The following is a 24,515-nucleotide window of genomic DNA, read 5'->3' on the forward strand; positions in this document are numbered from 1 at the left end:
GCGGGGGCGGGAATGCCTGGGTGGGCGGTCATGACGGCCGCCAGGAGAATCGGCACAGGTCCGACAGGTGACCGAGGTACCCGAGGACCAGGTACTCATCCCGGTCAAACAGCGGATGACGATCACACTGCGCCAAGTCGGCGGGCCTGGCTAGAAGATCGGCCGCGATCGCCTCGGCGGGGCGGCCTGCGGCGGCCGGATTGCTTACCGCCGACAGGCCAACACGGGTGGCCGTCGCCTCCGCCATGCTCAACACCCGAGTCGCCAGCCGCTCAAGATCCGACTCCGCGTTGTCTCGACTGGCTAGCAGGAGCTGCCTACGCACCTCCATGTCGGCGCGCATCTCCTGCACCCGCTCGATGAGCTGACGGCCTGCGCCCGCTGTCATCATCTTCAGTTCCATCAGCGATGCCGTGGAGCCAGCCGAGATACGTGCCAGCAACTGCGCTACGGACTCGCCGGGCAGCGGCGGGGTCAGGGCAGTGAGCATTCCTCGGCTGAGTACTTGGTCGCGGATCGCGTCGATCGCCGCGCCGCCCAGCTCATCCGGGCCCGGCAGGTCGCGCCCTACGTGCGGCAACGCCGCCGCCAGGTGCGCCTGAATCAATCCCGGCTGCCCGGACCCACCGGTCTGCGCTGCCGTCGCAGCGATCAGCAACCGCTCGTAGAGGTGCTCCACCTCCGGCCGAGAGAGGGCCGGCCACAACGCCCAGAGTTCCCACATCGCCTTCGCGTCGATATGCGCCCGCGTTGGCTGATCGGACCGAACCACCAGGCGCTGGAGGAAGTCGTCAACCCACGATCGGATGAGCCCACTCGCGATGAGCTTGGCACGAATGTCCTTTTCAGCGGAACGGGGATCCTCGACGAAGCCGATGGTGTCCGCCTTATCGGCAATCGCACCCTCGACCCACAACTCAAACTTGCAAACTTCGTGTATCCGTGCTTTTCTTGCCGCCTTGTACGAGCGAACCAGCGCGTCGAGACCGCGATCGCACATCGCCGCGACGCTCCAAGAGCCCTTGTCTCGGGTCTTCAGCTGGCAAAACCGAACCTTGTCGGGGTAGACCAGCGCGAGATCCTCGACCTGCTCGCACACCGCGAACAGAGGACCGTCCTGCTCCGACAGGCACGTCAACCACTGCCGAACAACCTGCTTCGCCTGCCACACGTAACGAGCGAAGGTGTCCAGCCCGGTTGGGTCACTCTCGACCTCGGCGACCTTCGTCAGCAACTCGAAAGCAGGCTCTACCTGCTGTCGCTTCGTCTCAGTCACCCGATCGAACCCCCAGTCCGTCGGACGACGAGAGCGACATCCGAGCGTAGGTAACGCGGCGTACTCGACCTGGAACAAGCGATGCGGTCGATGCTAACTACATCGATTCCCTCCGGGCTACCCCGCAGTTCTGGTTTCGCCCTCCGGTCGACCTGGCGCCGGCTGAATGGTCGGCACGGGTTCTGGTTGGATCATGCCGATGGGCGGAGCGGCCACGACTCTGCTCCAGATGTCGCCCGCCGCCCACCCGTACTTATCTTCGGGGCCTCGTCCAAACAACCTCGCTGGAGTTGGTCGTTCGAGGTGCCAGGACCGCACGGCCGGCCAGGTCGGGCGTTCGTTGATTTCGCCGGTGTTCGCCGATGCCGCCGCGCGAGTGGCGGCCACGTCGGCTGGCACCTTCCCCGTGGCGGTCAGGTGGTGCGCCGGGTGAGTGGAAGTCCGCTGCGGGCGAGGATCCCGGCGCTGAGTGTGGCGAGTGCCGGTGGAGCGGTTGTGATGAGTAGTAGGGCGGGCCATGGGGTTTGCCAGTGGGTTTCGGTGCTGTAGCCGATGAAGCTGGCCGCGGGGCCGATGCCGGCGAGCAGGCCGAGGAGCGCTCCTGCTCCGACGATGAGCAGGGCTTGGGCCGTGGTGATCCTGCGGCGGATCCGGGGGGTGGCGCCGACCGCAGCGATGGTGGCGAGGTCGCCGTGTAGTTCGGTGGCGGCCAGCCCGGCTGCGGCGGTGCTGGCGACGAGGGCCACCATCGCGCTGACCCCGGCGAGCAGGTAAAACATGGTGGTGGTCTTACCGGTGTCTGCCTTGACTGCCGCTGTGGTGGCGGTGATCGGTTCAGCTGGCGGGTGAGTGGCGGTCAGTTGGGCGCGGAGTAGGACGTCGTTGGCGGCGGCGAGTTCTGCTGCGTTCGGGGTGCGGTGGGTGTCGACGACCACCGCCCGGGGCGCGACGGTCAGCCCGAGCCGCTGCGCCGTTGCCGCTGTGACGACCAGTCCGGGTAGGTTGACGAAGTACTCCCCGTGGGCTGCCAGCACGGCGGGCAGCGGTGCCGCAGGTTGGGTGTTGACCGCCAGCGTGACGTGGTCGCCGGCTATCAGGGTGTCGTTGAAGACGACCGCGCCGCCGTTGGCCAGAGTTGCCAGTTCCGCGCTGGTGGCGGCCCGTCCGGTGACCAGTCGGATTGTCTCAGCCCCGCCGACCGCGACGTCCCGCTGCTCAAGGCCGGCGAGCGCGGCGGCATCCCTGCCTCCGCCGGACAGGTTCCCGACCGGCACACCGACGTTGGTAGCGATGCCCAGCACGACGATGTCCCGCGACGGGAGGGCTGCGGCGAAGCGGTGGAGGCCGTCCTGGCCGAGCAGGTCGGCCGTTTCGGCGGGTAGCAGCACTTGGCCGGGACGGGCCTCGAGCCGCGTAGGGGTGGTGTCGCCGCGGGCTGCTCCGACCAGGGCCAGGGCGACGCTGCCGGCGATCGCCGCGGTGACGGCGGCCATCGCCGCCGCAGTGCGCAGGCGGTGCCGCGCGGCGTGCCGCAACGCCAGCCGGCCCGACAGTGGCAGCGCGGCGGCGAGCTTCCCGACGGCCCGGACGAGCGCTGGCGTGCAGGCCACCACACCGAGCAGTTGGGCGACCGCGCCCAGGGCCAGCATCTCCGCTCGGCCCTCCGGGTTCCCAGACCACAGGAGTAAACCGGTGCCGACGGCCAGGAGAACCACGCCACCGCCCAGGCCGAGAAGGTCGGTCCGGGAACGGGCCCGCTGGCCGCCGAGATCAGCGCGGACGGGCCGACGTCCGGCCGTACGAGCCGGCAACCATGCTGCCAGCACGCCGACCGCTACCGTCAATGCCGCAACCCCCACCACCGACCACACCGGTACCGACACGTCAATCAGCGGATGGTCGGCGACCCGCTCGATCGCCGGCCTGGCTGACGCGAAGGTCACCAGTCCCAGGCCCGCTCCCGCAGCCGCCGCGCCCCCACCGAGAAGCAGCCCTGCGGCGAGGACGATCCGGCCCACCTGCCGGGCGGTGGCACCCGCCGCGGCGGCCAGAGCCAGTTCCCGCCGCTGCCGGCGGGCACCCACCATGAACGCCGCCCCGGCCAGGAGCACCACCTGCGTTCCGGCGAAGCTGGCCACCAGCAGGACGGCGGCGGCCTCGACCGCCCGTTCGGCGGCAGTCGGTTCCATCCCCCGACGATCCCGCCAACCCAAGCCGGTGCCCGGGTTCGGCGGTGACCAGCTCTGCCCGGGGGGAAGCTCCACCATCAGCGCGGGCCGCGCAGCCGGCGACAACGGCGCCTCAGCCGGCACGAGCAGCCCGGCCTGCCGCAGTGACCGGCTCCAGTCCACCAATCCGACCACGGTGAGCCGGCGCTGCGGCATCCCCGCCTCGATCCGGCTCCCCAGACCGACGCCGAGTTCCTCGGCCAGTGACCGGGTCACCGCCACCTCCGCCGTCCCGCGTGGCGGGCGTCCAGCCCGCAGCACGTACCGGCCCTGGTTGAGCGGGTCGGTGAGGTCGGTCGCCTCGTACTCGCGCGCCCGCAACCCGGCAGGGCTGCGGACCACGGTGCGGCCCTGGACCAGGGGCGCGATCCGGCTGCCCGCAGGCAGCGTGGCTCGCACCGCCTCCCGGTCGTCGGCCTTGACGATCAGGTCCGCCCGCCCCATTCCGAAGGTGATCTCCTGAGCGGAGTTGCCGCTCAGATTGGCCCAGCTCACCACCAGGACGGTGGCGGCGAAGGCGGGCAGGAAGAGCATGAGCAGGATCAGTGCACTACGCCCACGGTGGCGCCACGCCGACCGGCGGGCGATCCGCAGCGCGGTACGCCAGGAACCCACGAACTCGCCGACGGCCGGGTTCACGAGGAACGTCCCAGCAACTGCTCCGGGGTTTCCCGAGTCGTGGCGTCGACCAGCCGGCCGTCACGCAGAAAAGTCGTCCGGTCGGCCCAGCCGGCGTACCGCGGCTCGTGCGTGACCAGAACCCCGGCCGCTCCCGCGTCGATCCTGGCCCGCAGCACCTCGAGCACCGCCAGACTGGTCCGCGAGTCCAACGCCCCGGTCGGCTCATCGGCCAGCACCAGTTGCCGTTGTCCCACCAACGCCCGGGCAATCGCGATCCGCTGCTGCTGCCCGCCGGACAACTGGTCAGGGAAACGGTCCGCCACGTCGCTCAGGCCCACCTCCGCCAGCGCCGCGACAGCCTCCCGCCGCGCCGTGCCGGCGCCGATGCCCGCCAACTCCCGCGGCAGCGCCACGTTCTCCGCCGCGGTGAGGTCCGTGACCAGGTTGTAGTCCTGAAAGACGTAGCCGATCCGGTCCCGCCGCAACCGCGCCAACGCGGTCGCGTCGAGGCCGCCAAGCTCGACCCCCTCGACCTGCACCGACCCGGAGGTCGGCGCGTCGAGCCCGCCGGCAAGTGCCAGCAGAGTCGACTTACCAGAACCCGACGGGCCCATCACCGCGACGAGCTCACCCCGGCTCACCTCGAAACTGACCCCGTCGAGGGCACGGACCACGCCCTCCCCAGCCGGGTAGACCCGGCTGACCCCGGTAAAGCACAACACCGCCCGGCTCACTGGGCCACCGTCCCGGCCTGCTCACTGTCCAGACCAGCCGACCCGGAGAACGACCCCCCGGATTGCCGGGTGCGTCGCCGTAGGACCGTCGCCTCCACGTGGTCCAGCCAGCGCATCTCACCCTCCAAACCGAAGATCAGATGGTCGAGAAGAAGCAGCCAACCGACATCGCCGTCCGGATCGGCCCGGCGTCGCAACTGTGTGTAGTCACGCAGCTGCCGCATCGACTCCGTCCGCTGCGCCTGCACAACGGAGGCGACATCCACATCAGGATCCGCCGCTGCCATCGCGAGTTTGATCGCCAACTCGCTGCGTGGACGGTCCGTGTCCGTGACCGGAGCGGCGAACCAGCCCGCCAGCGCCTCCCGCCCCTCAGACGTGATCGCGTAGACCTCACGCCCGACGTCGTTACTGCCGACCGACGCCACGTAACCGTCCCGGACAAGCCGCTCCAACGTGGTGTAGACCTGCCCCACGTTGAGCGCCCACGTCCCCCCGGTCCGCACGTCGAACTCGGTCCTCAGCTGATAGCCGTACTTCGGGCCGTCAGCGAACAACGCCAACAGCCCCCAACGCACCGCGTTTCTCTGCACAACGTGGAACTTACCAAGTAACTACTTCCTCAGTAAGCACCTTCGAATATCCCAGGACCTCGGCGAGAAGCCGGCGTTGCAGGGGGCGGAGCCGGGACTTGGGCGCCTCGATCAGCCGTCCCCGGTCGGGCCACCGGTAGCGGTAGTGGTGCAGCCGGCGGGTTCATGGCGCGTCGGTCGGCGTGCCAGTCGAGGTGCTCGATGCCCAGGTCGAGCATCGCGGCCAGGGCGCCGACGTCGTCGATGACCGGGGTGTGCCAGGGGCGGCCGACGGTCCGGGTCGGTGCCACGGGCCGGGTGCGGATGATGATCGGCTGGTTGTGCTGGCGGGCGGCGACGACTGCTGCGCGTAGCGGATCGAGGGTGGTCAGGAACGTAGCCAGCTCGCGTGGCCGGTCGGTGGGTGGGTGCGGGTAGGCGACCAGCACGGCGTCGGCGACTGGCCACAGCCATCGGCGCCGGACCCCGAGGACGAGTCCACCCTGCTCGACGAGATCGGTGCGGTGCCAGCCGTCGTCGGCGAGCGCGGTGGCCAGGGCGTGGAGGGTGGTCACGGGCGGGCCGGGAGTGGTGGCAGCGTGTCCCGACGATGCCCGGTCGTGTGGGTGCACAGGCTCGCGGAGCGTGCCGACGCACCTGTGGTGTGGTGCCGAGGTGAGTGTGGCGTCCCCGGGGTTGCCCTGGAGAGACCGTGACCGGACCCCGCGTGGGGGAGCGGCCTGGTCAGCTCGGGACACGCTGCCATGGGGGCAGCGTAATGAGCTGAGGCCGTCATTGGTGTCCGTGATGCGCGTGGCGCGGTGGAGAACCGTTTCGTGGAGTGATGCGTCCTAACCTTGCGTGATGGACGTCGACGATGAGGAGTTGTTGCGCCTCGTCGGTGAGGGTGACCGCGGGGCGTTCGACGTGCTGTATGCGCGCAACGCGCCGTGGCTGGTGCTGCGTCTGCGCCGCCGGTGCCGGGATCCGGAGTTGGTCCGGGAGGTGTTGCAGGAGACGTTCCTGACGGTGTGGCGGGCTGCGGCCAGCTACCGCGGCGACGGTGCGGCGGTGGGCTGGCTGTGGGCGGTCGCCGCCGGTCGGTTGATCGACGCGCGGCGTCGCGCGTTGGTCCGTCCGCAGAGTGCGGGGTCGCCTGACGAGCACGTGCTGGCGTGGTCGCCGTCGGCGGAGGACGAGGTCCTGGCCGGCGCCTACGACGCCGATTTGGAACGTGCGCTGCATCGGTTGTCGCCCGAGTTGCGGGCGGTGCTGCAGGCGACAGTGCTGGACGGCCTGACCGTACGCGAGGCGGCAGTGTTGCTGGGAGTGCCGGAGGGCACGGTGAAGACCCGGGCGATGCGAGCGCGCCGCGAGTTGAAGGAGGCGCTGTCGTGACCGGGTTCCACGTAGACGCCGGGGTGCTGGCGGCGTACATCGAAGGCCGCCTCGCTGACGTTGACGCGTGGTCGGTGGAGGCGCACCTCGACCGTTGTGGGGCCTGCCGGACCAGCAGCGCGCCCGACGCGTCCACGGCCTTGATGGTCGAGGCGGTCGCGGTAACGCTGGGCAACCGGTTGCCGGCGCAGGGGCGGGTGCGGCGGGCAACGGGGTGGCGGCGGGTCAGGGTGTTGGTGGGTGCGGGACCTGCGGCGCGGGGGGCGTGGTTGCTGTCGGTGGCCGTCACCGGGTTGCTCACCGCGGGGTTGGCGGTCAGCCCGACGGTGCTCCCGCCGTGGCTGCTCCTGCTGATCGCGCCAGCGCTGCCCATTGCGGGTACAGCCCTGTCATACGGACCGCGGACCGATCCGTTGCACGACCTGATCGCGGGGGCACCGCAGGGTGGCCTGCGGATCGTTCTGTGGCGCACGCTGGCGGTGCTCGCGGTCGCCGCGCCCGTCGCGGTCCTGGCCGGCGCGGTGGCGGGTATCGGTACGCCGGTGTTGTGGCTGCTTCCCTGTGTCGCGTTGACCGTGCTGACGTTGGCGCTCGGCTCGCTGATCGAGCCCGCGTACGCCGCGGCGGTGGTGGCGGGGGCGTGGGCGGTGGTGGTGCTGGCGCCGCCGGTCGGCGGTCTGTCGGTCGTGGTGTCCAGCGGCCCGGTGTGGTTGGGAGTTACCGCGGTGGCCGCTGTTGTGGTGTATGTGCGTCGGGAACGGGTGGGGAGGCAACCGGCATGACGACGGTGAGCGTGGACGGCCTGCGGGTCAGCTACGGCAAGCGAGTCGTCTTCGATGACCTGGACCTCGAGCTGGGGGTGGGCGTGCACGGGTTGCTCGGCCCGAACGGCGCGGGCAAGACCACCCTGATGCGGGTGCTGGCCACGGTGCTGCGCCCCGACCGGGGTGACGTCCAGTTGCTGGGCCATCGCATCGGTGACCCCTCGGCGTTGCGGCAGGCGCGCCGCCGGTTGGGCTACCTGCCGCAGGCGTTCGGGTTCTACCCGCGCTTCACGGTTCGGGAGTTCGTCGAGTACTTCGCCTGGCTGAAGGAGATGCCAGCGGCGCGGATTCCGCTCGCGGTGGATCGGGCGATCGAGCGGGTCGGCCTGCTCGACCGCGCCGATGACCGGATGAAGCACCTCTCTGGCGGGATGCTGCGCCGCGCCGGCATCGCCCAGGCCATCGTGAACGACCCTCGGCTGCTGTTGTTGGACGAGCCGACCGCGGGTCTGGACCCGGAGCAGCGGGTGCAGTTCCGGGCGTTGCTGCGGGAGGTGGGCCTGGATGCTGTCGTGCTGGTCAGCACTCACCTGGTGGAGGACGTTGTGGCGGCGTGCACACGGGTGAACCTGGTCGACGGCGGGCGGCTGGTCTTCACCGGCTTCCCCGACGAGCTGATCGCAGCCGGCGGGGACGCTGACAGCGGCGACTCCCCGATCGAACGGGGCTACACGGCGGTCCTGCGCGGCGCGCGGACGGCACCGCGGTGAGGCGCGCGCTGGCGGTGGAGCTACGCCGGGGTACGGCGCCCTTCGCCGCTGTGGCGATGTTCGGAGCTGGAGTGTGGCTGCTGGCCGTGCACCCGGACGACTGGGGCGGCCGGTGGGCGGGCCTGGCCAACTACCTGCGGGTGTCGATGCTGATCCTGTGCGCCCTCATGATCGCCGCTGGGGCATGGCAGTCCGGCCGGGAACGGCGGCGCGACATCGACGAGCTGATGGCCTCCACCCCGCGCCCAGGCTGGCAGCCGCTGGTGGTTGCCTGGCTCGCCGTGACACTGGCCGGGGCCGCCGGGCTGTTGGTCGCGTTCGCCGGGGCGGCGGTGCTGGTCGCCCGGGTCGCGACCTACACCGGCGGAGGCTGGTGGTGGACGCTGACCGTCGGTGTCCTCGCCCTGGGCGCCGCCGGCGCGGTCGGCGTCCTCGTCGGGCGGCTCGTGCCGCTGCGGGTGGCGGCGCCGATCGCTGGTCTGGCCACCTACCTGGGCTTGGGCATCGTCGTCTACTGGGACGGCACGGCCGCCGCGTGGCTGTCGCCCGTATTTGGCGGCTGGGCGGTGTATTCACTCGTCCCCGGCCGGGTCACCGTATTGCAGGCTGCCTGGCTGGTGGCCCTGACGGCCCTGCTGCTCGCCGCCGCCGCACGGCAGCGGCGGGCCGCCTTGATGGCCGGCGGAATCGCAATTGCCGTCGCGGTGCCCATCACTATCGGGCCGAACACACGACGCCTCCCAGCCGACCCGGCCGCGGTGGAGCCGGTCTGTACGAGCAGCGGCCCGCAGGTCTGCCTGTCCAGGATCAACGCCTTCCTGATTGACGATGTCACCACGGTCGTACAGCCGATCCTCGGACGTCTCGACGGGATACCCGGAGCGCCACGACAGGCGGTCGACCACGCCGCGCGGCCGGCCGGCCAGTCCATCGAGCAGGACGGCGACACGGTCTGGCTCAACCTCGACTACCAGTCGACTGCGCTCGGCGGCTTGGCCAGCCCCGAGCACCTGCGTGCGGACTTTCGGCAGGTGACCCGCGTCAAATGCGAGGACGCTTCTGGGGCACGCGGAGTCGACCAGCGGGTCTACCGCACCGACACCCTGGCCACCGACTGGATGCTCGACGAGGCGGCGACCCCCGACGACGAGCCCCTCACCAGGCTCCGCGCATTACCAGAACCGGCGCAGCGTGACTGGTTCGCCGCCTACCTCGACGCCGCCGATCGGTGCGACATCCAGTCACTGATCCGGCTCGGCCAGCAACCGTGAACCGGCGGCTTCTCGCGCTGCACCTGTCCGCCCGAGGCGCGTCGACCTTCGTGGCCGCCGTCAGCGTCACCACGCTGCTGGCCTGGGCCAGCGGAACCTGGCTCGCCAGCAGGCCCTACTTCAGCGGAGCCGCCGCCCGCATCCCCGTGGTCGCACTCGCACCGCTGCTGGCCGCACTACTACTCGGACCAACCCTCGCCGCCGCCGACGAAAACCTCGAACGCAGCACACCACTACCGTGGCGGACCTGGCGAGCCAGTCACCTTCTCGTCGCCGCCCTCGTCACCGCCATGGCGCTCAGCCTGGCCGGGCTGCGGGAGCCCGACACGTACGGTGCCCATGCACTGGTTCGCAATGCTCTCGGTTGTATCGGACTGGTCGCTGGCGGCGCAGTGCTGCTCGGCGTGCGGCTGGCGTGGCTGCCAGCCTTCCTCTACGTGTGCGCCGTCTACGCCGCCGCTCCGCGCCACACCGGCGCCATCGTGGCGGCATGGGCCTGGCCGACCCAGCCCTCCACCACCTCAGCATCCTGGCTCACCGCCGTCACGATCTTCGCCCTCGGTGCCGCCTCGTACCTGCACCGCGGATCCCGCGCCTCGGCTGGCCGCCGCTACCGTCCGAGACGCTGACTGTGTGGCCCACCTGCGCCACCACGGCGTCTGGGCCGCCAGGAGTTGACCGCCAAGGTTCTCGCCGCCGCACGGACGCAGCCCGTCGCCGTTGCGGGCCTGGTCAGATCGGGTGTCGACGGTAACGGCGCAGGCGCGGGCCGTACGCTGCCAAGATGGACACCGGGTATGCCTGGGGCACCGACCAGCCGCCCGATCCGGCTGCGGCCAGGGCCGCCGACACGGACGCGGATGGCCTGACACCGGAGCAACTGCCGGAGGTCCGCGAGCTAGCCGCGCGGGGCTGGCAGTTGGCCCCGGACGCTCCCATGCTGCTCTTCCTGCCCGCGGTGTGGCCTCCGCAGCTTCGTACCTGGGTGCCGGACCGGGCAACCCGCTACGAGACCTGGTCCGAGCTGGACCCGAAGACGTACGAGGTGCTGCGGGAGCAGACCGTGCGGTCAAGCTGGGAGTCCCGCAACGAGGTCGAGAACGACAACGATGCCCTGCTGGCCGACGCGGGCGTCACCGGTCGGCCTCGGGGGCGGCTGTGGCTGCTGAAGCCACCGCCCGGGTTCGCCTCGGTCGATGACTTCCTCGCCGAACTGAGTCGGCGTGCCGATGCCGCCGGCATCGACGGGGCGTGCAGCCCGGAGTACGTACGGTTCACCCGGGAGCTGCTGCGAGAAGTGACCGCGTGAGGATCCTATGCGGGCACGGCGGTGGCCGCGGCTCTGCCGGCTGACCGGCGCTACCACCGTGTCCTGGCTAGACCCAGGACATCAGGCGTGACCAAGCCGTCGATCCTCGCGCTGATCGCCGAACGCGAGACGGCCGCAAGACGTTGCTCAGCCTGGCCGGCCACACCGATCCGGCGACACCCGCTGACGCGAAGGTCGCCAGCCCCGCCTACCAGCAGAATCTCGCCGTCTTCCACGCCACCACCGACGGGATGCGCGCCAAGGGCATCTGCCACGCCCTCGGCGCCGGCATCACCGCCAAGGACACCGGAGGGCTACGCGCCAAGCTCAGACGACTCGTCGCCCGCCAGATCCTGGCCAAACCCAAACCAGGTTCCCGGCAGCTGGGCAGCGGGAATTCCGGCTCAGCTTTCGGCGACTTCACCGGTCGACGCTGCCAGCTTCACGGGTCGAAGCCGACCCATCCTGGCTGCCCCGGCGATCAGGCTCAGGCTGCCGATCAGCGCGAGCGCGATGACGCTGACCGCCAGCGGGTTGGCGATCTGGTTGGCCAGCGGATACATGTAGTCGGCGGCGAACAGCACGCTGGCGGTGTTCGGGTCCGGGACCATGCTCAGCACGTTGTCCAGGGTGCTCACCCCGCAGGCGATGAGAGCCGGTAGGCCGAGCAGCAGGATCAGCCGCCGGGTCGGCAGTGGGGTCCGGGCGACCCGATGAGCCATCCAGGTCATCCCCTGCCACACCACGAACAGCCCGATGACGAACCCGGCGACCGCGCCGGCGAGCACGCCGCTCGGCTCGATCGGATAGGCGCCGACCGTGACGCCGGTCTGGTTGTCGTAACCGGACACGCGCAACAGCACCCCGTCCCGGTAGGCCCAGAACACCCCGTGCGCGCTGTTCACGCCGGCGCGACTGTTGGCACCGCCCTGGCTGAGGGCGCCGGTGCGCCAGCCCGCACTCGTCACGTGCTGGTGGGCATCGGCCAGGACGGTCGGTGTGTCGGCGACCTGCTCGTAGACCCGGCTCTGGCCCATCGGCGCCGGCCGCCCGCCGTCCCAGCCCTCCTCAGCGAAATCCTGGAACTCGCCGTAGGTCCGGTAGGCGTAGGCCATGTCGAGAAGGTTGTCGCCCGGAAGTTCATCGACGGACGAGGCCGGCCGGCCGACCAACTCGTCGCTGAAGGCCGCAAGATCGGGTTCTTCGGGGCTGGCGAACCCCCAGACGGCCAGGGCGCCGGCCCCGCTGAGCACCACGGCCGCCCAGATTGCCACGAGGCCGGCCGCGATCCTGCCGGTCCAGGTGGGTGGCACGAACCGGTACCGGAGACCGTTCACCAGCAGGTGGGCCGCCTCGCCACGCGACGGCCGGACTTGCCCCGGCTCGGCCGCGTCGAGCAGGGTGGTGAGGATTTCCAGCCCGCGTTCCCGCCGGTAGAAACCGGGGTACGCCCAGAGCAGACGGCGGTAGGAGCGCTCCAGGTCAGGCATGCTGAACTCCCCCGATGAATCCGAACGCCTCGCGCAGCCGGGAGCCGGCCACCTGGGCGTTCGACTGGAGCCGCTCTACCGCGGCTTCGAGCGCCGCCCGGCCGTCGTCGGACAGCACGTAGTAGCGGCGAAGCCGGCCCCCCACGGCCTCTTCCCGGTCGACGACGATCAGACCCTCCGTGCTGAGCCGCTCCAGCGCCGCGTACAGCGTCCCGGCCTTGAGCTTGACCCGCCCGCCTGACAGTTGCTCGACGGCCTGGATGATCCCGTAGCCGTGCAGCGGGGTGGCGCGCACCAGCGCGGTCAAGATGAAGAACGTCGGTTCCTGCATCGTCATGGCCAACACTGTAGACCGCCTCTATATACAGCTGGCTTGTATATCGACGAGTGCCGGCGCGTCGGCCCCTTGCGTGCATCACGCGCGGCTTCGGCAGGTGACTGCTCTCTCGGCCATCTGCTCTGCGCGCCGAATCGCGAGGGGGCAGATTTCCGGCAGGGCAGCGGGGCGTCCGACGGGTGACGCCGGAGTTAGGTTGGCACAGCGACTGGGGCGGTGGTTGGGGCGGGGATCCAGCGATGCCCAGGTGCCCGGGGCGACCAGCAGGTTCGTTGTACGCGCAAACTGGTCCTCAGCGGTGCCGACGACGGTGAACGTCACCTTGCCGCCCAGCAGGGGTAGGGTGCCGCCGGCAGTCGCCGGGGCGTCCTGCGGCTCGGTGACCACTACCTCGCCTGGTCGGGTCGGCCACCGACCGGACAGCAGTTCGTACCGATCAGGGAAGGGCCGATCCTGCCAAGAGGCCTCCAGCATGCTCACGCTACGCGCGGGAGTGGTGGCCAGTTGCATGTCGGACGCGCTGAGGTCAGCGGCTGCTTGGGGAGCGCCGAAGTTGAGAGGCACCATCGCCTTGCGCGCAAGAATCCAGGTTTGCAGCGACGGTCACCGGCCCCCTCGGCGGAGCGTGCCGCCGTGGCGAACCAGCTGTCAGCTTCGCGCCGGTTGCCGAGGTCCTGGAGCACGACAGCGGCCATGCCGCCGAGCTGCCCCATGATCCGGGTCAGGGCAATCCGGGTCGCGGCCGGCTGCGGACGTTGTAGCAGGAAGACCACATCGGCGAAGTCGGCAATCAGGGTCGGCCAGGACATCGGTGGGTGCTCGGCCTCCGTATCCGTAGCTGTGCTGTTCGGTCGCCGCTTCCGGGCGGCCGAGGTCGGCCGGCCAGCGACGGCCAGGGCGTGATCGGCTTTGGCCAGCACGTCAGCAAGGTGGTTGAGCGGGGTAGCAGTCAGTCCAGCGGCGAGGGTGGTCCGCAGGAGTTCCCATCGCCCGCACCGACGCCGACGCCGACGCTGTCAACGTGCTCCTGCACTCCGACCTGGTCTACCTCCAGCTCGGCCCGTACCTGGTCACGAAGCACGCACGGACAAGTTGAGGCTCAGAGCGATGTCGACGGCTTGATCGGCCGTGATAATCGCGTCGCGCAGCTCCACCTCGCGAGGGTCGAACGCAGTCAGGACACTGCCCCGTAGGTCGGCCCGAGCGAAGTCCGCCTCCCGTAGCGTCGCACCGGACAGGTCGGCGTCACGCAGTACCACCCCCTGACACCGCGCACCGCTGAGGTTCACTCCGCGCATCCGCACCCGAGTGAACTCGGCGGTGCCGAGGTCCGCGCCCAACAGCTCGACATCCGACCAGTCCCCAGCCTCGACCTGCAACCCGGACAAGTCGCATCGCTCAAAGGCAGACCCGGTCATCGTGCAGTTCGTCACCACCGCGTCCCACCAGTTGCAGCCCGCGAACCGGCAGTCCTTGAAGGTGGAGCCCGTGAGCGTCGCGCAGTTGAAGCGGACTGCGGTGAAGGTGCACGCCTCGAAGACGCATCCCTCCAACGTCGCCTCGCACAGGTCGATCTCCTGGATTGCGGCTCGCTCGTACCGAACGCCCAGAAACGGCGCCGGCTCGTTCGAATCCGCGTCCGGTGACGGCCAGTCGGCAGTGGTGACCACCTGCTGCGCCGCAGTTGCCCGCCGGTCACGCCACATATCAATCCACGTCATCGATACGGATGCCGGCTGCCTGCGCGAGACCGTAGGATAGGCTGATCAGATCCGTGTGGTGAACGACAGCGCCCTTCCAACTAGAGAGGTCGCCGACACCAGCCAGGGTGCAGCCACGAAACCGCGTCCCGTCCATCGAAGCGTGGTGAAACACCGCGCCAGTCAGGTCGCAATTCCGGAACGTCACTCCGCGCAGATCCGCATTCGTGAAGTCAGCACTCGTAAGATTGCAGTCCACGAAGGTTACCGCGTCGAACGTCGTCATCCGCCACGCCGACAGGTCCGCGCGGCACGCCTCAACGATGACGTCCCGGACCAGACCATCAGCCCAGGCCACCCCCGTCATCCTGCACTGCGTTAGCCGAAGCCGAGTCATCATGCCACCATCGGCGCGCAGGTTGGCCCAGCTGGAGTCCGTCACCAAGCAATCGGTCATTGTCAGCTGATCCAACCGGCAGTCAGACAGGTCAGCCGCACGGAACCGGCATTGTGCGAACGTGACCGACAAGGCATCCTGGCCAGCCAGATTCGAGTTGTAGAAAGCCAAGCTCTCCAACTCGGTCTCGGATTCAAGTTCAGAGAACTCGAACAGCCGCACCTCAGCAGGCGGCACTGGGCTGCGAGGCTCCCTGAGCCTACGTACGGAGGGGGCACGTCTCACGGATGCGCGTCGGGCAGGCATGGCCCATACCTTAAGGACTTCCCCTGCCGTAACAATAACGGCGTTGGGGCGAGTCGAGTGGCCGCCTATTGATCATTGCAGCGCTTAGCGCACTCCGGCCGTGCGGGCCGGCAGTGGCAACGATGCGTGCGGCGATCCGGCCGCCGGCCGAGGACAGGCATGTTCCGGGTGCCATGACCGACGGCGTCGCTCGTGTTCGATGTGCAGTGCCGATAGGCGACGCGGCTGTGCGGGGTCACAGCCGTACCCGGCCAGGTACGCCAGTGCTGCCGCTTTCCACCGCTCGTCCGGCCAGATATCGCACAGCTCAGCCCGGCCGAGCCACCCATTGCAGCCGGCGCAGAGCAGCCCGCGTACGCAGTGTCCGCAGGTCCGTTTGTGGTGCGGGCAGATGCCGGCCAGGCGTAGCAGGCTGATCGCGGTGTTGCGCAGGGTGGCCATGACGCGGGGTGCGTTGCCGGTGCGCAGGCGACTGGCGTCTTCGGCGTAGGTGGTGTCGCGGATGTGGTGCAGGATTTCGATGGCCCAGTGCCCGCGGAGAGCGTCGGCCAGGTCGGCCGGGCTGGCCTGGGTGGCGCTCAGGTTGGTGATCGCGTGGACGGTGACGGTGGACCAGCGGCCGGTGGCCAGATTCAGCCGGCGACGCCGGATCCGTAGCGCTTGCACGGCGTGCGGGAAGTCCAAGGCGAGTGCTCCGGTGCAGGTGACTGCTTGCAGGCGGCGGATGTCGTAGCGGCCGTGCCCGCGACTGCTGGTCTCGTCCTGGATCGGGATCTTTGCCCAGGGCAGGGTCTTGAGCTGTCGATACAGACGCGGCTGGTTCTTCTTGACGGTGAGCACGTAACCGGCCTGCTTGTCCTCGGTCAGCCAGCGGGCGTGCTCGCGCTGGGTGTGTAACGCGTCGGCGGTGACGACCACCGCGGTCAGATCGAGGGGGTCCAGCAGCGGCTGGAAGCGGGTCAGCTCATTGGTCTTGCCGTCGACGTCGATCTGGCGCAGGACGGTCCCGTTGTGTTGGTCCAGCACTGCGAGCAGATGTACCTGTTCACCGGCCGGGCCGCTGCCCCGCAGCGTTTTGCCGTCCACGCTGTACACCCGCCGGCCCGTGGTCATCGCCGGCCGGGAGGCGAGGATCCACCGGCCGACCGTGTCGTCCAGGGCGTCGGCGTCGACACCGGCCAGGATTCTGCGGAAGGTGGACTCGTCCGGCGCCCGGTGCACCCCGGTGAACGGGTCCCGCCATGCGCCGAGCCCGGCGAGGACCTGCTGCGGGGCGTCGTTCGCCCACTCGGCGACCGCCGCCGCCGACCTGGCCCCGGCCAGCACCGCCGCGACCGCGGTAGCCAGGACTCCCGCGAGGGGATGCACCACGCCCCGCGGGTCCCGCCGGTCCGGCACGGCCATCAACGCCTCGACCAGACTCGGCCGGCACGAGGCAGGCAGCGACACTCCAACATGATCCGCGCAGCACACCGATCAGCGATGATGTTCCCAACGGGCGCGGTCCTCGGATGATCTTTCGGCTTCGACACCACGGTTTGGTGATCTCGTCTCACTCGTCGCGGGCAAACATCCGCTGGGACCAGGCGGTCGCTCCGCGGGTGCGATAGTGGGCAATACCGGCCAGAGCGATGAGCGCGGATGCCGTGATCCAATGCGTGTTGTGGTTAGGCAGTCTGGTGATAGGCACGAAACTCAGGTTATGCCAGAGATTGTTGACGAGTCCGTGCGCGAAGTAGAGCACGATGGCTGCGGCGCCTGTGACCGCGCCGCCGAGGTACGGCGAACACAAGAAGATGACCGCACACATGACCACGGCGTTGCAGATGCGCCATGCAACCGGAGAGCCTGCTGGCAACGCCAATGCGCCCGCCGTCACGATTACTGCCGGGGCGACGCTTCCGAATAGAGCGAAGGCGGCGGCGACTATCGAGGCACGCCCACTTGCGACTCGATCCCATTCCCAGAACCGTGGGCGAAGAATCACCGCGCCGAGAGCTCCCCCCAGCACGGCGCATATCTCCGGATACGGCAGTCTTATCTGTGGCCGCGGGAACGCGAGGTTAATCAAAATGCCGGTCTTACCGAGTAGCCAACTGACTGCCGACAGGAGAACGATCGTCGCGAGATAGATGACTACGCGGCGACTGGTAAGTATGACACGAAGGATCACGTCGGCAGCGTATTCAAATCGACGGTGCACGTCTCGACTTGTCGATCATGCGTCTCGATCCACCTCTGAACGGCTGCCAATGGCACGTCCTTGAAGGGGTTGTAGTCGGAGTGCAGCGGTGCTGTGCCTGCGCCTCGCAGCCAATTGAAGAAGTACGCGTTGAAGTTGGCGATGTCAGGCGGGAACCGGAAGCCGTAGCGCTTTATGCATGCGTCGGTGCCCGCCAGGCTGTGGGCGACCTCTGACGCAACCGCTCCTTCGACCCGGTTTGCGGGGCTCAGGCTCGGCCAGATCACCAGCTCGTTGGGCGCTGCCGTACCGAGCAGCGCCCGGTCGTAGATGCGACGCGCACGCTCGGGAGCAAATCCGTACGCGGCGACGACCTCGCTGCCCCCGGTCACGAAGGCCACCAGTTGACGGCGGTGCCCCTCGTGAACGCAGTACTCGACACCCGCCTTCGCGGTGCAGGCGCGCGGGGCGTCGGCTCGGTAGACCGACACGGTGGGTTGTCGCAGGCTCGGGCCGAGAGCGAACAGCATCACCATGGGCACTGCTACGAGGGCAGCGAGCGGCGGCTTACGCGAGGTCGACCGCAGCAGTGCGAGGCTGATTTGCGCTGCCGCGAGGCTGACGATGGCGAGAAATATCAGCCGGTAGATCAGCAGGGGCCGAGAGGCTTGTTCCCCCAACGTGAGCACATGGGTGGGAACAGGTGATAGCGCACTCATTCCCGTGGTGCCGATAACGGTCACGCCGAGGAGCAGCACGAAAGACAGCGAACTCATCACCGCGGTCCGCGACCAGATTCCGGTCAGGTAGCCCAGGACCGTGGCGGTCGCGAGCCCCACCAGACCGGTAAGGATGACCAGGATGTCGGGGCCGCCATGTTGCGCTTTGCCGGCGGTCAGCACGAGTAGTGGGACGAAGGCGAGTACGTAGCCGATGAGGTGACTGGACAGCAGCAGACAGAGATGCCGGTTCAGGATGGCGGAGACCGGCCGGGCGCTCGAACGTTGCGCGAAGATGCGCGAGGGTGGTGTCAGCCGTCCGGCGTAATAGGTGGCGGCTGCGGCGGCTATCGGGCCGGTGATGGCTAACTGCCACATGAATTCTGACGATGTGCGTGTCCATTCCTGATACGGCCACGAGAACATATCGTACGTGCCGCTCAGGACAACGCCGAAGATGAGCACCCCAGGAATAAGAAGGGGGATGGGTCCGAGCGGCCACAATCGCCGCATGTGCGCCTCACTCATTGGCCGCACCCAGGCGCTCGATCAGCGCGTAGTACGAGCGCTCGAAGTCTGATCCGAGGACACCCTCGTGCTGGGCGTCATCGATCAGTGCCGACAGCTCGTCCTCGGTGCCGTCAAAGGCCATCCGTCCTTGGGCAAGGACACCGACGTGATTGCACAGATGAGCGATATCCTCGATGAGGTGCGTTGAGAGCACTACCGTCTTCGTGCGCCCGATGTCAGCGATGACTTCTCTGACCCGTAAGCGCTGGCCCGGATCAAGTCCGACCGTCGGCTCGTCAAGAACCACGACGTCCGGCTCATGTGCCAGAGCCGCCGCGATACCCATCCGCTGCCGCTGACCGCCGGACAACTGGCGTACTCGCCGCCGACCATGATCATCCAACTGTACCGTCGCCAGCGCCTTACTCGCTGCGGTCGCACAACCCTTGGCTGGCACGCCGTTCGTCCAAGCCGCGTAGGAGATTGTATCTAGGACAGTCATTTCCCCGGCGACCGAGAATCGCTGCGGCACGTACCCGATCCTGGCGCGTCCGTTCGGCGGCCCGTCAGGTGGCGAAGCTGATCCATAGATAATTTCGCCAGAGCGGGGTCGGGTCAGACCAACAAGCAGATTCAACAGGGTGGTCTTACCCGAACCATTCGGGCCGAGAAGCCCACTGACGCCGAGATCCACCGCCCAGTTCACGTCTTTGAGGACGACGGTCCGCCCATACGCGAACTCGACACTCTTGAGGATGATCGGCATGGACGACTCCCCCAACCAACGTCTACCTTGTGCGAACTGCACCTTATCAGAGCCCACGCCATCTCGCGCGGATCAAACCGGTTACCGGCGAGGGCATTCGACCGAGTGCTCGGCCGCAAGGAGCCGAGACCTCGCAGCCGAGCACTCAGGATGATCGCCTATCTCAGCACATGTCGACGCGACCCGACATGATGCTGTTGCCGCTGGAACTGATCGTCTCGGTGAAATAGGTGCCGCCACCGGCGCACGAGCCGTTGGCCGTGAGACTGCCGTTGCCGAAGCCCGTCTGCGAGGCCTCAGCCACCGTGATGTCCGGCCCGAAGACATCCTTCCTGACTCGAACCGTGAGCGTGACCGTGCCGCTGCAATCAGTTCGCGAGCCGGTTCCGCTAATATTGCCGGTAGGTTCGTTCGCGCCGAGGCCGCACGCCGCCCATGCTGGAGAAGCAAGTGTCAGGCCCCCTGCGGCAATGGCAGAGGAAATTAATAGGCCAGCCGTGAGTTTGCGCATAATCGCACTCCTTCGCAGGGCGACTGCGATGCTCGGCTATCCGAGAGCCACCGCCGCCCGCCCGAGGCTCTCGCGTCACGGGACAGTAACCATGCGTGATGAGCTCGGTCAAAGACGAATTCTGCAATGTTCACGATATGCACAAATGATCGGTGGCCTTCCATGCATATTTCCCTGCAATCCATATATTTTGGACTCTGGTGGCTCGCGTAGAACGTTCGCGGGCCCAGCACTACAGCATGGCGCCGTTCATCACCGTCTCGACTCATGTCATTGAGATGCTTCTATAGCTGTCAAGTGGTGCTGGTGGCTGAGTGGGCGCCGTTCAGGGTCCGGAAGAGTTGCCGGCTGATGTAGCGCTTGAGGCTGCGCATGATCTCGCGTTTGGTGCGTCCTTCGCGGGTGCGGCGGGTCACGTAGTCGCGGGTGCGAGGGTCGTGGCCCATGCGGACCAGCGCGACGGTGTAGAGCGCTCGGTTGAGGCGTCGGTCGCCGCCGCGGTTGAGCCGGTAGCGGGTGGTATTGCCTGATGAGGCCGGTAGCGGTGACGCGCCGGCCAGGGCAGCGAACGCGGCTTCGGAGCGGACGCGGCCAGGGTGGGACCAGGCCAGCAGAACGGTGGCGGCGACGACGGCGCCGACACCTGGCAGGGCGAGCAGTTGTGGCGCTTGCGCGGTGACAGCTTCGTGCAGCGCGGTGTGGTTGGCGGCGAGTTCTGCGTCGAGGGCACGGATGCGACGCGCCAACCGGATCGCCTCGGCGCGGCAGACGGCCAGGGTGGCGTTGTCGCTGCGGGTGCGCCAGGCCGCGACGGCGGCGATCGTCGTGGTGGTCAGGGCGCGGCGGGCGTCGATGCCGAGGTCGACAGTGCGCAGCAGCGCGGTCAGCGCGTTGACCGCGCGGGTGCGTTCGCCGCTCATCTGTTCGCGAGCCGCTGTCAGGACGCGCAGGGCTGTGCGATCGCCGCCGGCCCGTGGCCAGCACAGTTCGTTGATGTCGAGGCTGCGAGCTGCTTGGGCCATCGCGACGGCGTCCACGACGTCGCTCTTGCCACGGCGACGCCGGGTGGTGGCCGCAACGTCGGGGGCCTCGGCGACGGTCAAGCCGGCTGCAGAAAGCTGCTCGGTGAAGGTGGCGCCGTAGGAACCGGCGCCGTCGATGACGATCAGCGTCGGCGCCTGGTGGGTGTGGCGTTGAATCCAGTCGACGGCACGGCGCAGCCCTGACGGGCTGGTCGGGAACTGAGCCTGCTGCCCGAGTGCGCCAGTGCCAGCGGTGATCAGGGCGAGCGTGTGGGAGGCGGCGTGGGTGTCCACGCCGATGACGAAGTCGTACTGGTCTGCGACGATGGCCATTGCGGCGTACTGCCTTCCCGGGGAGACGTCGTGACGGCGTCGGCCCGGGAGATGTGTGCTCTCGAGGCAGGACTGTGATGAGCCACGATCCGCTGCAACGGACCGGGCAAGCTTCTGATCAAGCCACCGAGAGGGGCAGGGCCGGCGCCCGACCACGGACCGGATGGGCAGATCTCACTGAGAGCACCTCGTGGGCCACCATTTTCATGAGCCACACCCAGCCGCGATCATGACGCTGACCCTGCCAGCCAGCCCCAGGCCAGCCAACACCCACCTTCACAGCCTTTTTCATCCTGCGTAGTGGTTGGCTTCGACGTGGTGCAGGACGAGGATGGCCTGCACGATCGTGGTCGCGCGGCGTGGGCAGCAGCGCAGCTTGACCAGGATCTTCCAGGTCTTGAGAGTGGTGATCGCGCGTTCACCGCGGGCGCGGATCTTCGCGTGGGCCCGGTTCACGGCCTTCTGCCGGCGTGACAGCTTCGGCCGGAAGCCGCGCCGCTTGAACGGAGTGCGCACGCTGCCGCGGGCACCTTGATAGCCCTTATAGGTCCTAACAAAGTCGTACGACGTGTCGGTACGTGATGATGCAGGTGGCCAGGCCGAGGAAGGCTTCGTGGATGTCGTCGCGGCGTTCCCACCGGATGCGTAGCCGTCTCATGCCGTGGTACCAGGCGATCGTGCGCTCGACGACCCACCGGAACACGCCCAGGCCGGAGCCGTGAGGCTGACCTCGGCGAGCGATCCGCGGGCGGATGCCCTTGGCGCGGACGGCCTTGCGGTACTTGTCGTGGTCGTAGGCGCGGTCGGCGAACAGCTGATCGGGGCGCCGTCGTGGCCGTCCGCGCCGCCCGCGTATCGGCGGGATCTTGTCGATCAGCGGGAGTAGTTCGGTGACGTCGTTGCGGTTGCCGCCGGTCAGCGACACGGCGAGGGGGATGCCGGCGCCCTCGGTCAGGACGTGGTGCTTCGAGCCCGGGCGGGCGCGGTCGACCGGGCTCGGGCCGCTTTTGGGCCACGTCGGGCGGCCCGCACATGCGAGGAGTCGATCACGGCGCGGGACCAGTCCAGCTTGCCGGCGGCCTGGAGTTCGGCCAGCAGCAGCTCGTGCAGCCGCTGCCACACCCCGGCCCGGTTCCACTCCTCCAGCCGCCGCCAGCAGGTCATCCCCGAGCCGAACCCCAGCTGCTGGGGCAGGAACTCCCACTGGATGCCGGTGTGCAGCACGAACAGGATCCCGCACAACACCTGCCGGTCCGGGATCCGCTTGCGTCCCGGGTGCCGCGGGTTGCGCTCAGGTTTGGGCAGCAGCGGCTCGATGCGCTGCCACAGCCCGTCCGGCACGATCCACGGCGGCTGCTCGCCACGCCTCACGGCCCGACATCGTAATCATCCTCTACAAGGGATGTCAGACCCGGAGATCATTTTGTTAGGAACTCTTATCAGCGAAGGTCATCACGTCGACGCTGGTCAGCGCCTCGATGATGCCGTGGTTCCGGGCTGCGGTCAGGTCGTGGATCGAGCCGGGCAGTGCCGGCGAAGCCCAGACGAGGCGCGCCAGCCGCGTCGGCGATGACCTGCACGTTCACGCCGTGGCGGTTATGTTTTCCGGAGTAGTACGGCTTCTGATCGGCGACCCGGTCGATCGGGATCAGGGTGCCGTCCAGGATTGCGTACGCCAGCTGGCGGATCCGGTTCATGGCGGTGCCAGGTCGTCGGCGGCTGTCGCGAGCAGGGCTATCGCTTCCTGCACGTACCGCCATGCGGTGCTCACGCCGACGGCGAACCCGGCGGCCAGCCGGGTGTAGGTATCGCCGTTGCGCAGGTGAGCCAGGGCGAGCAGTGCCTGCTGTCCCGCGTCGAGGCGCCGCCACCTGGATCGACGCTGGTTGCGGTGGCTGCGGATACGGTCAGCGAGGTGGTTCAGGGTCCGGCTGGACAACGAGATCGTGGAGGGGTAGGACAGCACAGGCGAGGCTCCCGTGTTAAGGCATCGGGTTTCGGTCGATTTGCTGTCTTACCTGGAGCCTCGCCCTCATCGATCTCGGGGCTACGCACACCGCTCCTGCTGCAAGATCAGGTTGGAAAAGGCTCATTCAACGAGCGCTTTTCATCGTGGGTTTTGGCTGGTCGGGCCGTGATGTAGGGCGAGGATGGCCTTGATGATCGCGGTGGCCCGTCGGGGGCAGCAGCGGAGCTTGGCCAGGATCCTCCAGCCCTTGAGGGTGGCGACGGCACGCTCGCCGACGGCGCGGATCTTGGCGTGGTGCCGGTTGACGGTCTTCTGTCGGTGGGGCCAGCTCGCCGGTGGTGCGGTTGCGGCGGATGAGCAGCCACCGATGCTCATCCTGCCGGGTGGCGATGGTGATCCACGCCCACAGGTAGTCGCGGGGTCCTTTCGCGCCCGGACCGCAACTGTGCAGCTGCCACTCACGGGTGGGGATCCGGTCGGCGAGGTCGTCAACGCGGATCAGGGTGCGGCCGTCGTTGACGTATACGCGTCGGTCACAGCCGACCGCGAGGACGTAGCCGATGCCGCGGTGTTCCAGGTCAGCGCGTAGGCCGGGGTCGGCGCCGTAGACCTCGTCGCCGGTCACGAATGCGGCGGGGACGGCGGCGTTCAACGCGGCGGCGATCATCTGCCGGGCCAGGGCCGGTTTCGTGGCGAACCCGACCTGCTCCGGGACACCGGCGGCAGCGAGACGGTCGGGCTGGTCGCACCAGGACGTCTCGGGCAGGTAGAGCCGCCTGTCGATCATCGCCCGCCCCGCAGGTGACACGTAGGCCAGGAACACCCCGACCTGGCTGTTCTCGACACGACCGGCGGTGCCGGTGTACTGCCGCTGCACCCCGACCGAGCACACGCCCTTTTCAGGAAGCCGGTCTCGTCAATGACCAGCACGGCGTCGGGGTGGCCGAGCTGCTCGACCAACCAGGAACGCACGTCATCGCGGATGGCGTCGGCGTCCCACACCGCTGTACGCAGCAGCCGCTGCATCGCCTGCGGATCAGCATGACCAGCCCGCTCCGCGAGGGACCAGCAGGTCTTACGTTCCACGCCCGACAGCAGCCCTTCCACGAACTGCGCCGCCGTCGCACGCGGTTCCGGCCGCACGAACCGGTCAGCGACACGCGCCACCGCCTCGTCCAGGATGACCCGCCACCCGGTGGGGTCTAACGACCTCGTGCACGGTTGCGGATCTTTAGGTATCGATGATCGTTGTTCCTGTCATGGTTGGTGCTGCGATCATGATGAATCGTCGGATGACGGGGCTGTCCCGGCTGGTGATCGAGGGCCTGGT

Annotated in this window: 20 protein-coding genes and 7 pseudogenes; 6 read left to right on the plus strand and 21 right to left on the minus strand. The window is 68.6% G+C overall.

Features of this window, described 5'->3' with window-relative positions; all coding sequences use genetic code 11:
* Positions 1–28: 28 nt before the first annotated feature.
* The 5 genes from ACGF5C_RS31100 to ACGF5C_RS31120 form a co-directional block, all read right to left on the minus strand.
* Positions 29–1,276 (minus strand): DUF4297 domain-containing protein, encoded by a 1,248-nt coding sequence (locus ACGF5C_RS31100; protein WP_393307400.1) that lies wholly within the window; start codon positions 1,274–1,276, stop codon positions 29–31.
* Positions 1,277–1,689: 413 nt separating this feature from the next.
* A complete protein-coding gene (locus tag ACGF5C_RS31105; protein ID WP_393307402.1) occupies positions 1,690–4,143 on the minus strand; it encodes an FtsX-like permease family protein in 2,454 nt (817 codons plus the stop codon).
* Entirely contained in the window at positions 4,140–4,859 is a 720-nt protein-coding gene (locus tag ACGF5C_RS31110; RefSeq protein ID WP_393307404.1) for an ABC transporter ATP-binding protein, read from the minus strand. The genes ACGF5C_RS31105 and ACGF5C_RS31110 overlap by 4 nt, the downstream gene beginning before the upstream one ends.
* On the minus strand, positions 4,856–5,452 hold the full coding sequence (locus ACGF5C_RS31115; RefSeq protein ID WP_393307406.1) for a PadR family transcriptional regulator: 597 nt from the start codon (positions 5,450–5,452) through the stop codon (positions 4,856–4,858). The genes ACGF5C_RS31110 and ACGF5C_RS31115 overlap by 4 nt, the downstream gene beginning before the upstream one ends.
* A gap of 29 nt (positions 5,453–5,481) precedes the next feature.
* Positions 5,482–6,006, minus strand: coding sequence for a hypothetical protein (locus ACGF5C_RS31120; protein WP_393307408.1), 525 nt, complete (start codon positions 6,004–6,006; stop codon positions 5,482–5,484).
* Positions 6,007–6,292: 286 nt separating this feature from the next.
* Between ACGF5C_RS31120 and ACGF5C_RS31125 the strand changes: the two genes are divergently transcribed.
* From ACGF5C_RS31125 to ACGF5C_RS31150, 6 genes are all read left to right on the plus strand, one after another.
* The gene (locus ACGF5C_RS31125; RefSeq protein ID WP_393307410.1) at positions 6,293–6,829 is read left to right on the plus strand and encodes an RNA polymerase sigma factor; all 537 of its coding nucleotides are present in this window, start codon (positions 6,293–6,295) and stop codon (positions 6,827–6,829) included.
* A complete protein-coding gene (locus ACGF5C_RS31130; RefSeq protein WP_393307412.1) occupies positions 6,826–7,611 on the plus strand; it encodes a zf-HC2 domain-containing protein in 786 nt (261 codons plus the stop codon). The genes ACGF5C_RS31125 and ACGF5C_RS31130 overlap by 4 nt, the downstream gene beginning before the upstream one ends.
* Positions 7,608–8,363 carry an ABC transporter ATP-binding protein gene (locus ACGF5C_RS31135; RefSeq protein WP_393307414.1) on the plus strand — a complete coding sequence of 252 codons (756 nt, stop codon included), beginning with the start codon at positions 7,608–7,610 and terminating at the stop codon, positions 8,361–8,363. Before ACGF5C_RS31130 ends, ACGF5C_RS31135 begins: the two co-directional genes overlap by 4 nt.
* Positions 8,360–9,634: a hypothetical protein gene (locus ACGF5C_RS31140; RefSeq protein WP_393307416.1), complete on the plus strand. Its 1,275-nt coding sequence runs from the start codon at positions 8,360–8,362 to the stop codon at positions 9,632–9,634. The genes ACGF5C_RS31135 and ACGF5C_RS31140 overlap by 4 nt, the downstream gene beginning before the upstream one ends.
* A complete protein-coding gene (locus tag ACGF5C_RS31145) occupies positions 9,631–10,263 on the plus strand; it encodes a hypothetical protein (protein ID WP_393307418.1) in 633 nt (210 codons plus the stop codon). The genes ACGF5C_RS31140 and ACGF5C_RS31145 overlap by 4 nt, the downstream gene beginning before the upstream one ends.
* A gap of 155 nt (positions 10,264–10,418) precedes the next feature.
* A complete protein-coding gene (locus tag ACGF5C_RS31150; protein WP_393307420.1) occupies positions 10,419–10,943 on the plus strand; it encodes a DUF5956 family protein in 525 nt (174 codons plus the stop codon).
* Positions 10,944–11,347: 404 nt separating this feature from the next.
* Here the strand turns inward: ACGF5C_RS31150 and ACGF5C_RS31155 are convergent, their stop codons facing one another.
* The 16 genes and pseudogenes from ACGF5C_RS31155 to ACGF5C_RS31230 all read right to left on the minus strand — a co-directional run.
* The gene (locus ACGF5C_RS31155) at positions 11,348–12,433 is read right to left on the minus strand and encodes a hypothetical protein (protein ID WP_393307422.1); all 1,086 of its coding nucleotides are present in this window, start codon (positions 12,431–12,433) and stop codon (positions 11,348–11,350) included.
* A complete protein-coding gene (locus ACGF5C_RS31160) occupies positions 12,426–12,770 on the minus strand; it encodes a PadR family transcriptional regulator (RefSeq protein ID WP_393307424.1) in 345 nt (114 codons plus the stop codon). The genes ACGF5C_RS31155 and ACGF5C_RS31160 overlap by 8 nt, the downstream gene beginning before the upstream one ends.
* A gap of 476 nt (positions 12,771–13,246) precedes the next feature.
* A complete protein-coding gene (locus ACGF5C_RS31165) occupies positions 13,247–13,690 on the minus strand; it encodes a hypothetical protein (protein ID WP_393307426.1) in 444 nt (147 codons plus the stop codon).
* A 150-nt stretch (positions 13,691–13,840) separates the two neighbouring features.
* Complete coding sequence (locus ACGF5C_RS31170) at positions 13,841–14,491, minus strand: pentapeptide repeat-containing protein (protein WP_393307427.1); 651 nt, start codon at positions 14,489–14,491, stop codon at positions 13,841–13,843.
* The gene (locus ACGF5C_RS31175; RefSeq protein ID WP_393307429.1) at positions 14,478–15,173 is read right to left on the minus strand and encodes a pentapeptide repeat-containing protein; all 696 of its coding nucleotides are present in this window, start codon (positions 15,171–15,173) and stop codon (positions 14,478–14,480) included. The genes ACGF5C_RS31170 and ACGF5C_RS31175 overlap by 14 nt, the downstream gene beginning before the upstream one ends.
* Before the next feature lie 450 nt (positions 15,174–15,623).
* Positions 15,624–16,577: pseudogene (locus tag ACGF5C_RS31180) on the minus strand (ISAs1 family transposase); the annotation flags it as partial.
* A gap of 148 nt (positions 16,578–16,725) precedes the next feature.
* Positions 16,726–17,346: a hypothetical protein gene (locus ACGF5C_RS31185; protein ID WP_393307431.1), complete on the minus strand. Its 621-nt coding sequence runs from the start codon at positions 17,344–17,346 to the stop codon at positions 16,726–16,728.
* Positions 17,343–18,539 (minus strand): hypothetical protein, encoded by a 1,197-nt coding sequence (locus ACGF5C_RS31190; RefSeq protein WP_393307433.1) that lies wholly within the window; start codon positions 18,537–18,539, stop codon positions 17,343–17,345. Before ACGF5C_RS31190 ends, ACGF5C_RS31185 begins: the two co-directional genes overlap by 4 nt.
* 55 nt (positions 18,540–18,594) lie before the next feature.
* The gene (locus ACGF5C_RS31195) at positions 18,595–19,350 is read right to left on the minus strand and encodes an ABC transporter ATP-binding protein (RefSeq protein WP_393307435.1); all 756 of its coding nucleotides are present in this window, start codon (positions 19,348–19,350) and stop codon (positions 18,595–18,597) included.
* Between the two features lie 163 nt (positions 19,351–19,513).
* Positions 19,514–19,861 carry a hypothetical protein gene (locus ACGF5C_RS31200; protein ID WP_393307437.1) on the minus strand — a complete coding sequence of 116 codons (348 nt, stop codon included), beginning with the start codon at positions 19,859–19,861 and terminating at the stop codon, positions 19,514–19,516.
* A 265-nt stretch (positions 19,862–20,126) separates the two neighbouring features.
* Positions 20,127–21,216: pseudogene (locus ACGF5C_RS31205) on the minus strand (IS110 family transposase).
* Positions 21,217–21,504: 288 nt separating this feature from the next.
* Positions 21,505–21,756: pseudogene (locus ACGF5C_RS31210) on the minus strand (transposase family protein); the annotation flags it as partial.
* A gap of 10 nt (positions 21,757–21,766) precedes the next feature.
* Positions 21,767–22,587, minus strand: a pseudogene (locus ACGF5C_RS31215) (IS5 family transposase).
* Between the two features lie 64 nt (positions 22,588–22,651).
* Positions 22,652–23,182 (minus strand): annotated as a pseudogene (locus ACGF5C_RS31220) (transposase family protein); the annotation flags it as partial.
* 141 nt (positions 23,183–23,323) lie between these two features.
* A pseudogene (locus ACGF5C_RS31225) lies at positions 23,324–23,500 on the minus strand (transposase family protein); the annotation flags it as partial.
* Positions 23,501–23,579: 79 nt separating this feature from the next.
* Positions 23,580–24,352 (minus strand): annotated as a pseudogene (locus tag ACGF5C_RS31230) (IS701 family transposase); the annotation flags it as partial.
* Positions 24,353–24,515: the final 163 nt, after the last annotated feature.

Origin of the sequence: Micromonospora sp. NPDC047620 (assembly GCF_043205005.1) — a bacterium.
Taxonomy (GTDB): Bacteria; Actinomycetota; Actinomycetes; order Mycobacteriales; family Micromonosporaceae; genus Micromonospora.

Excerpts from the sequence above, each read along its gene's own strand:
- ACGF5C_RS31135 (WP_393307414.1), top strand. The coding sequence starts at position 7,608 with ATGACGACGGTGAGCGTGGACGGCCTGCGGGTCAGCTACGGCAAGCGA.
- ACGF5C_RS31150 (WP_393307420.1), top strand. The coding sequence starts at position 10,419 with ATGGACACCGGGTATGCCTGGGGCACCGACCAGCCGCCCGATCCGGCT.
- ACGF5C_RS31155 (WP_393307422.1), bottom strand. The coding sequence starts at position 12,433 with ATGCCTGACCTGGAGCGCTCCTACCGCCGTCTGCTCTGGGCGTACCCC.
- ACGF5C_RS31160 (WP_393307424.1), bottom strand. The coding sequence starts at position 12,770 with ATGACGATGCAGGAACCGACGTTCTTCATCTTGACCGCGCTGGTGCGC.
- ACGF5C_RS31170 (WP_393307427.1), bottom strand. The coding sequence starts at position 14,491 with ATGACGTGGATTGATATGTGGCGTGACCGGCGGGCAACTGCGGCGCAG.
- ACGF5C_RS31175 (WP_393307429.1), bottom strand. The coding sequence starts at position 15,173 with ATGCCTGCCCGACGCGCATCCGTGAGACGTGCCCCCTCCGTACGTAGG.
- ACGF5C_RS31195 (WP_393307435.1), bottom strand. The coding sequence starts at position 19,350 with ATGCCGATCATCCTCAAGAGTGTCGAGTTCGCGTATGGGCGGACCGTC.
- ACGF5C_RS31200 (WP_393307437.1), bottom strand. The coding sequence starts at position 19,861 with ATGCGCAAACTCACGGCTGGCCTATTAATTTCCTCTGCCATTGCCGCA.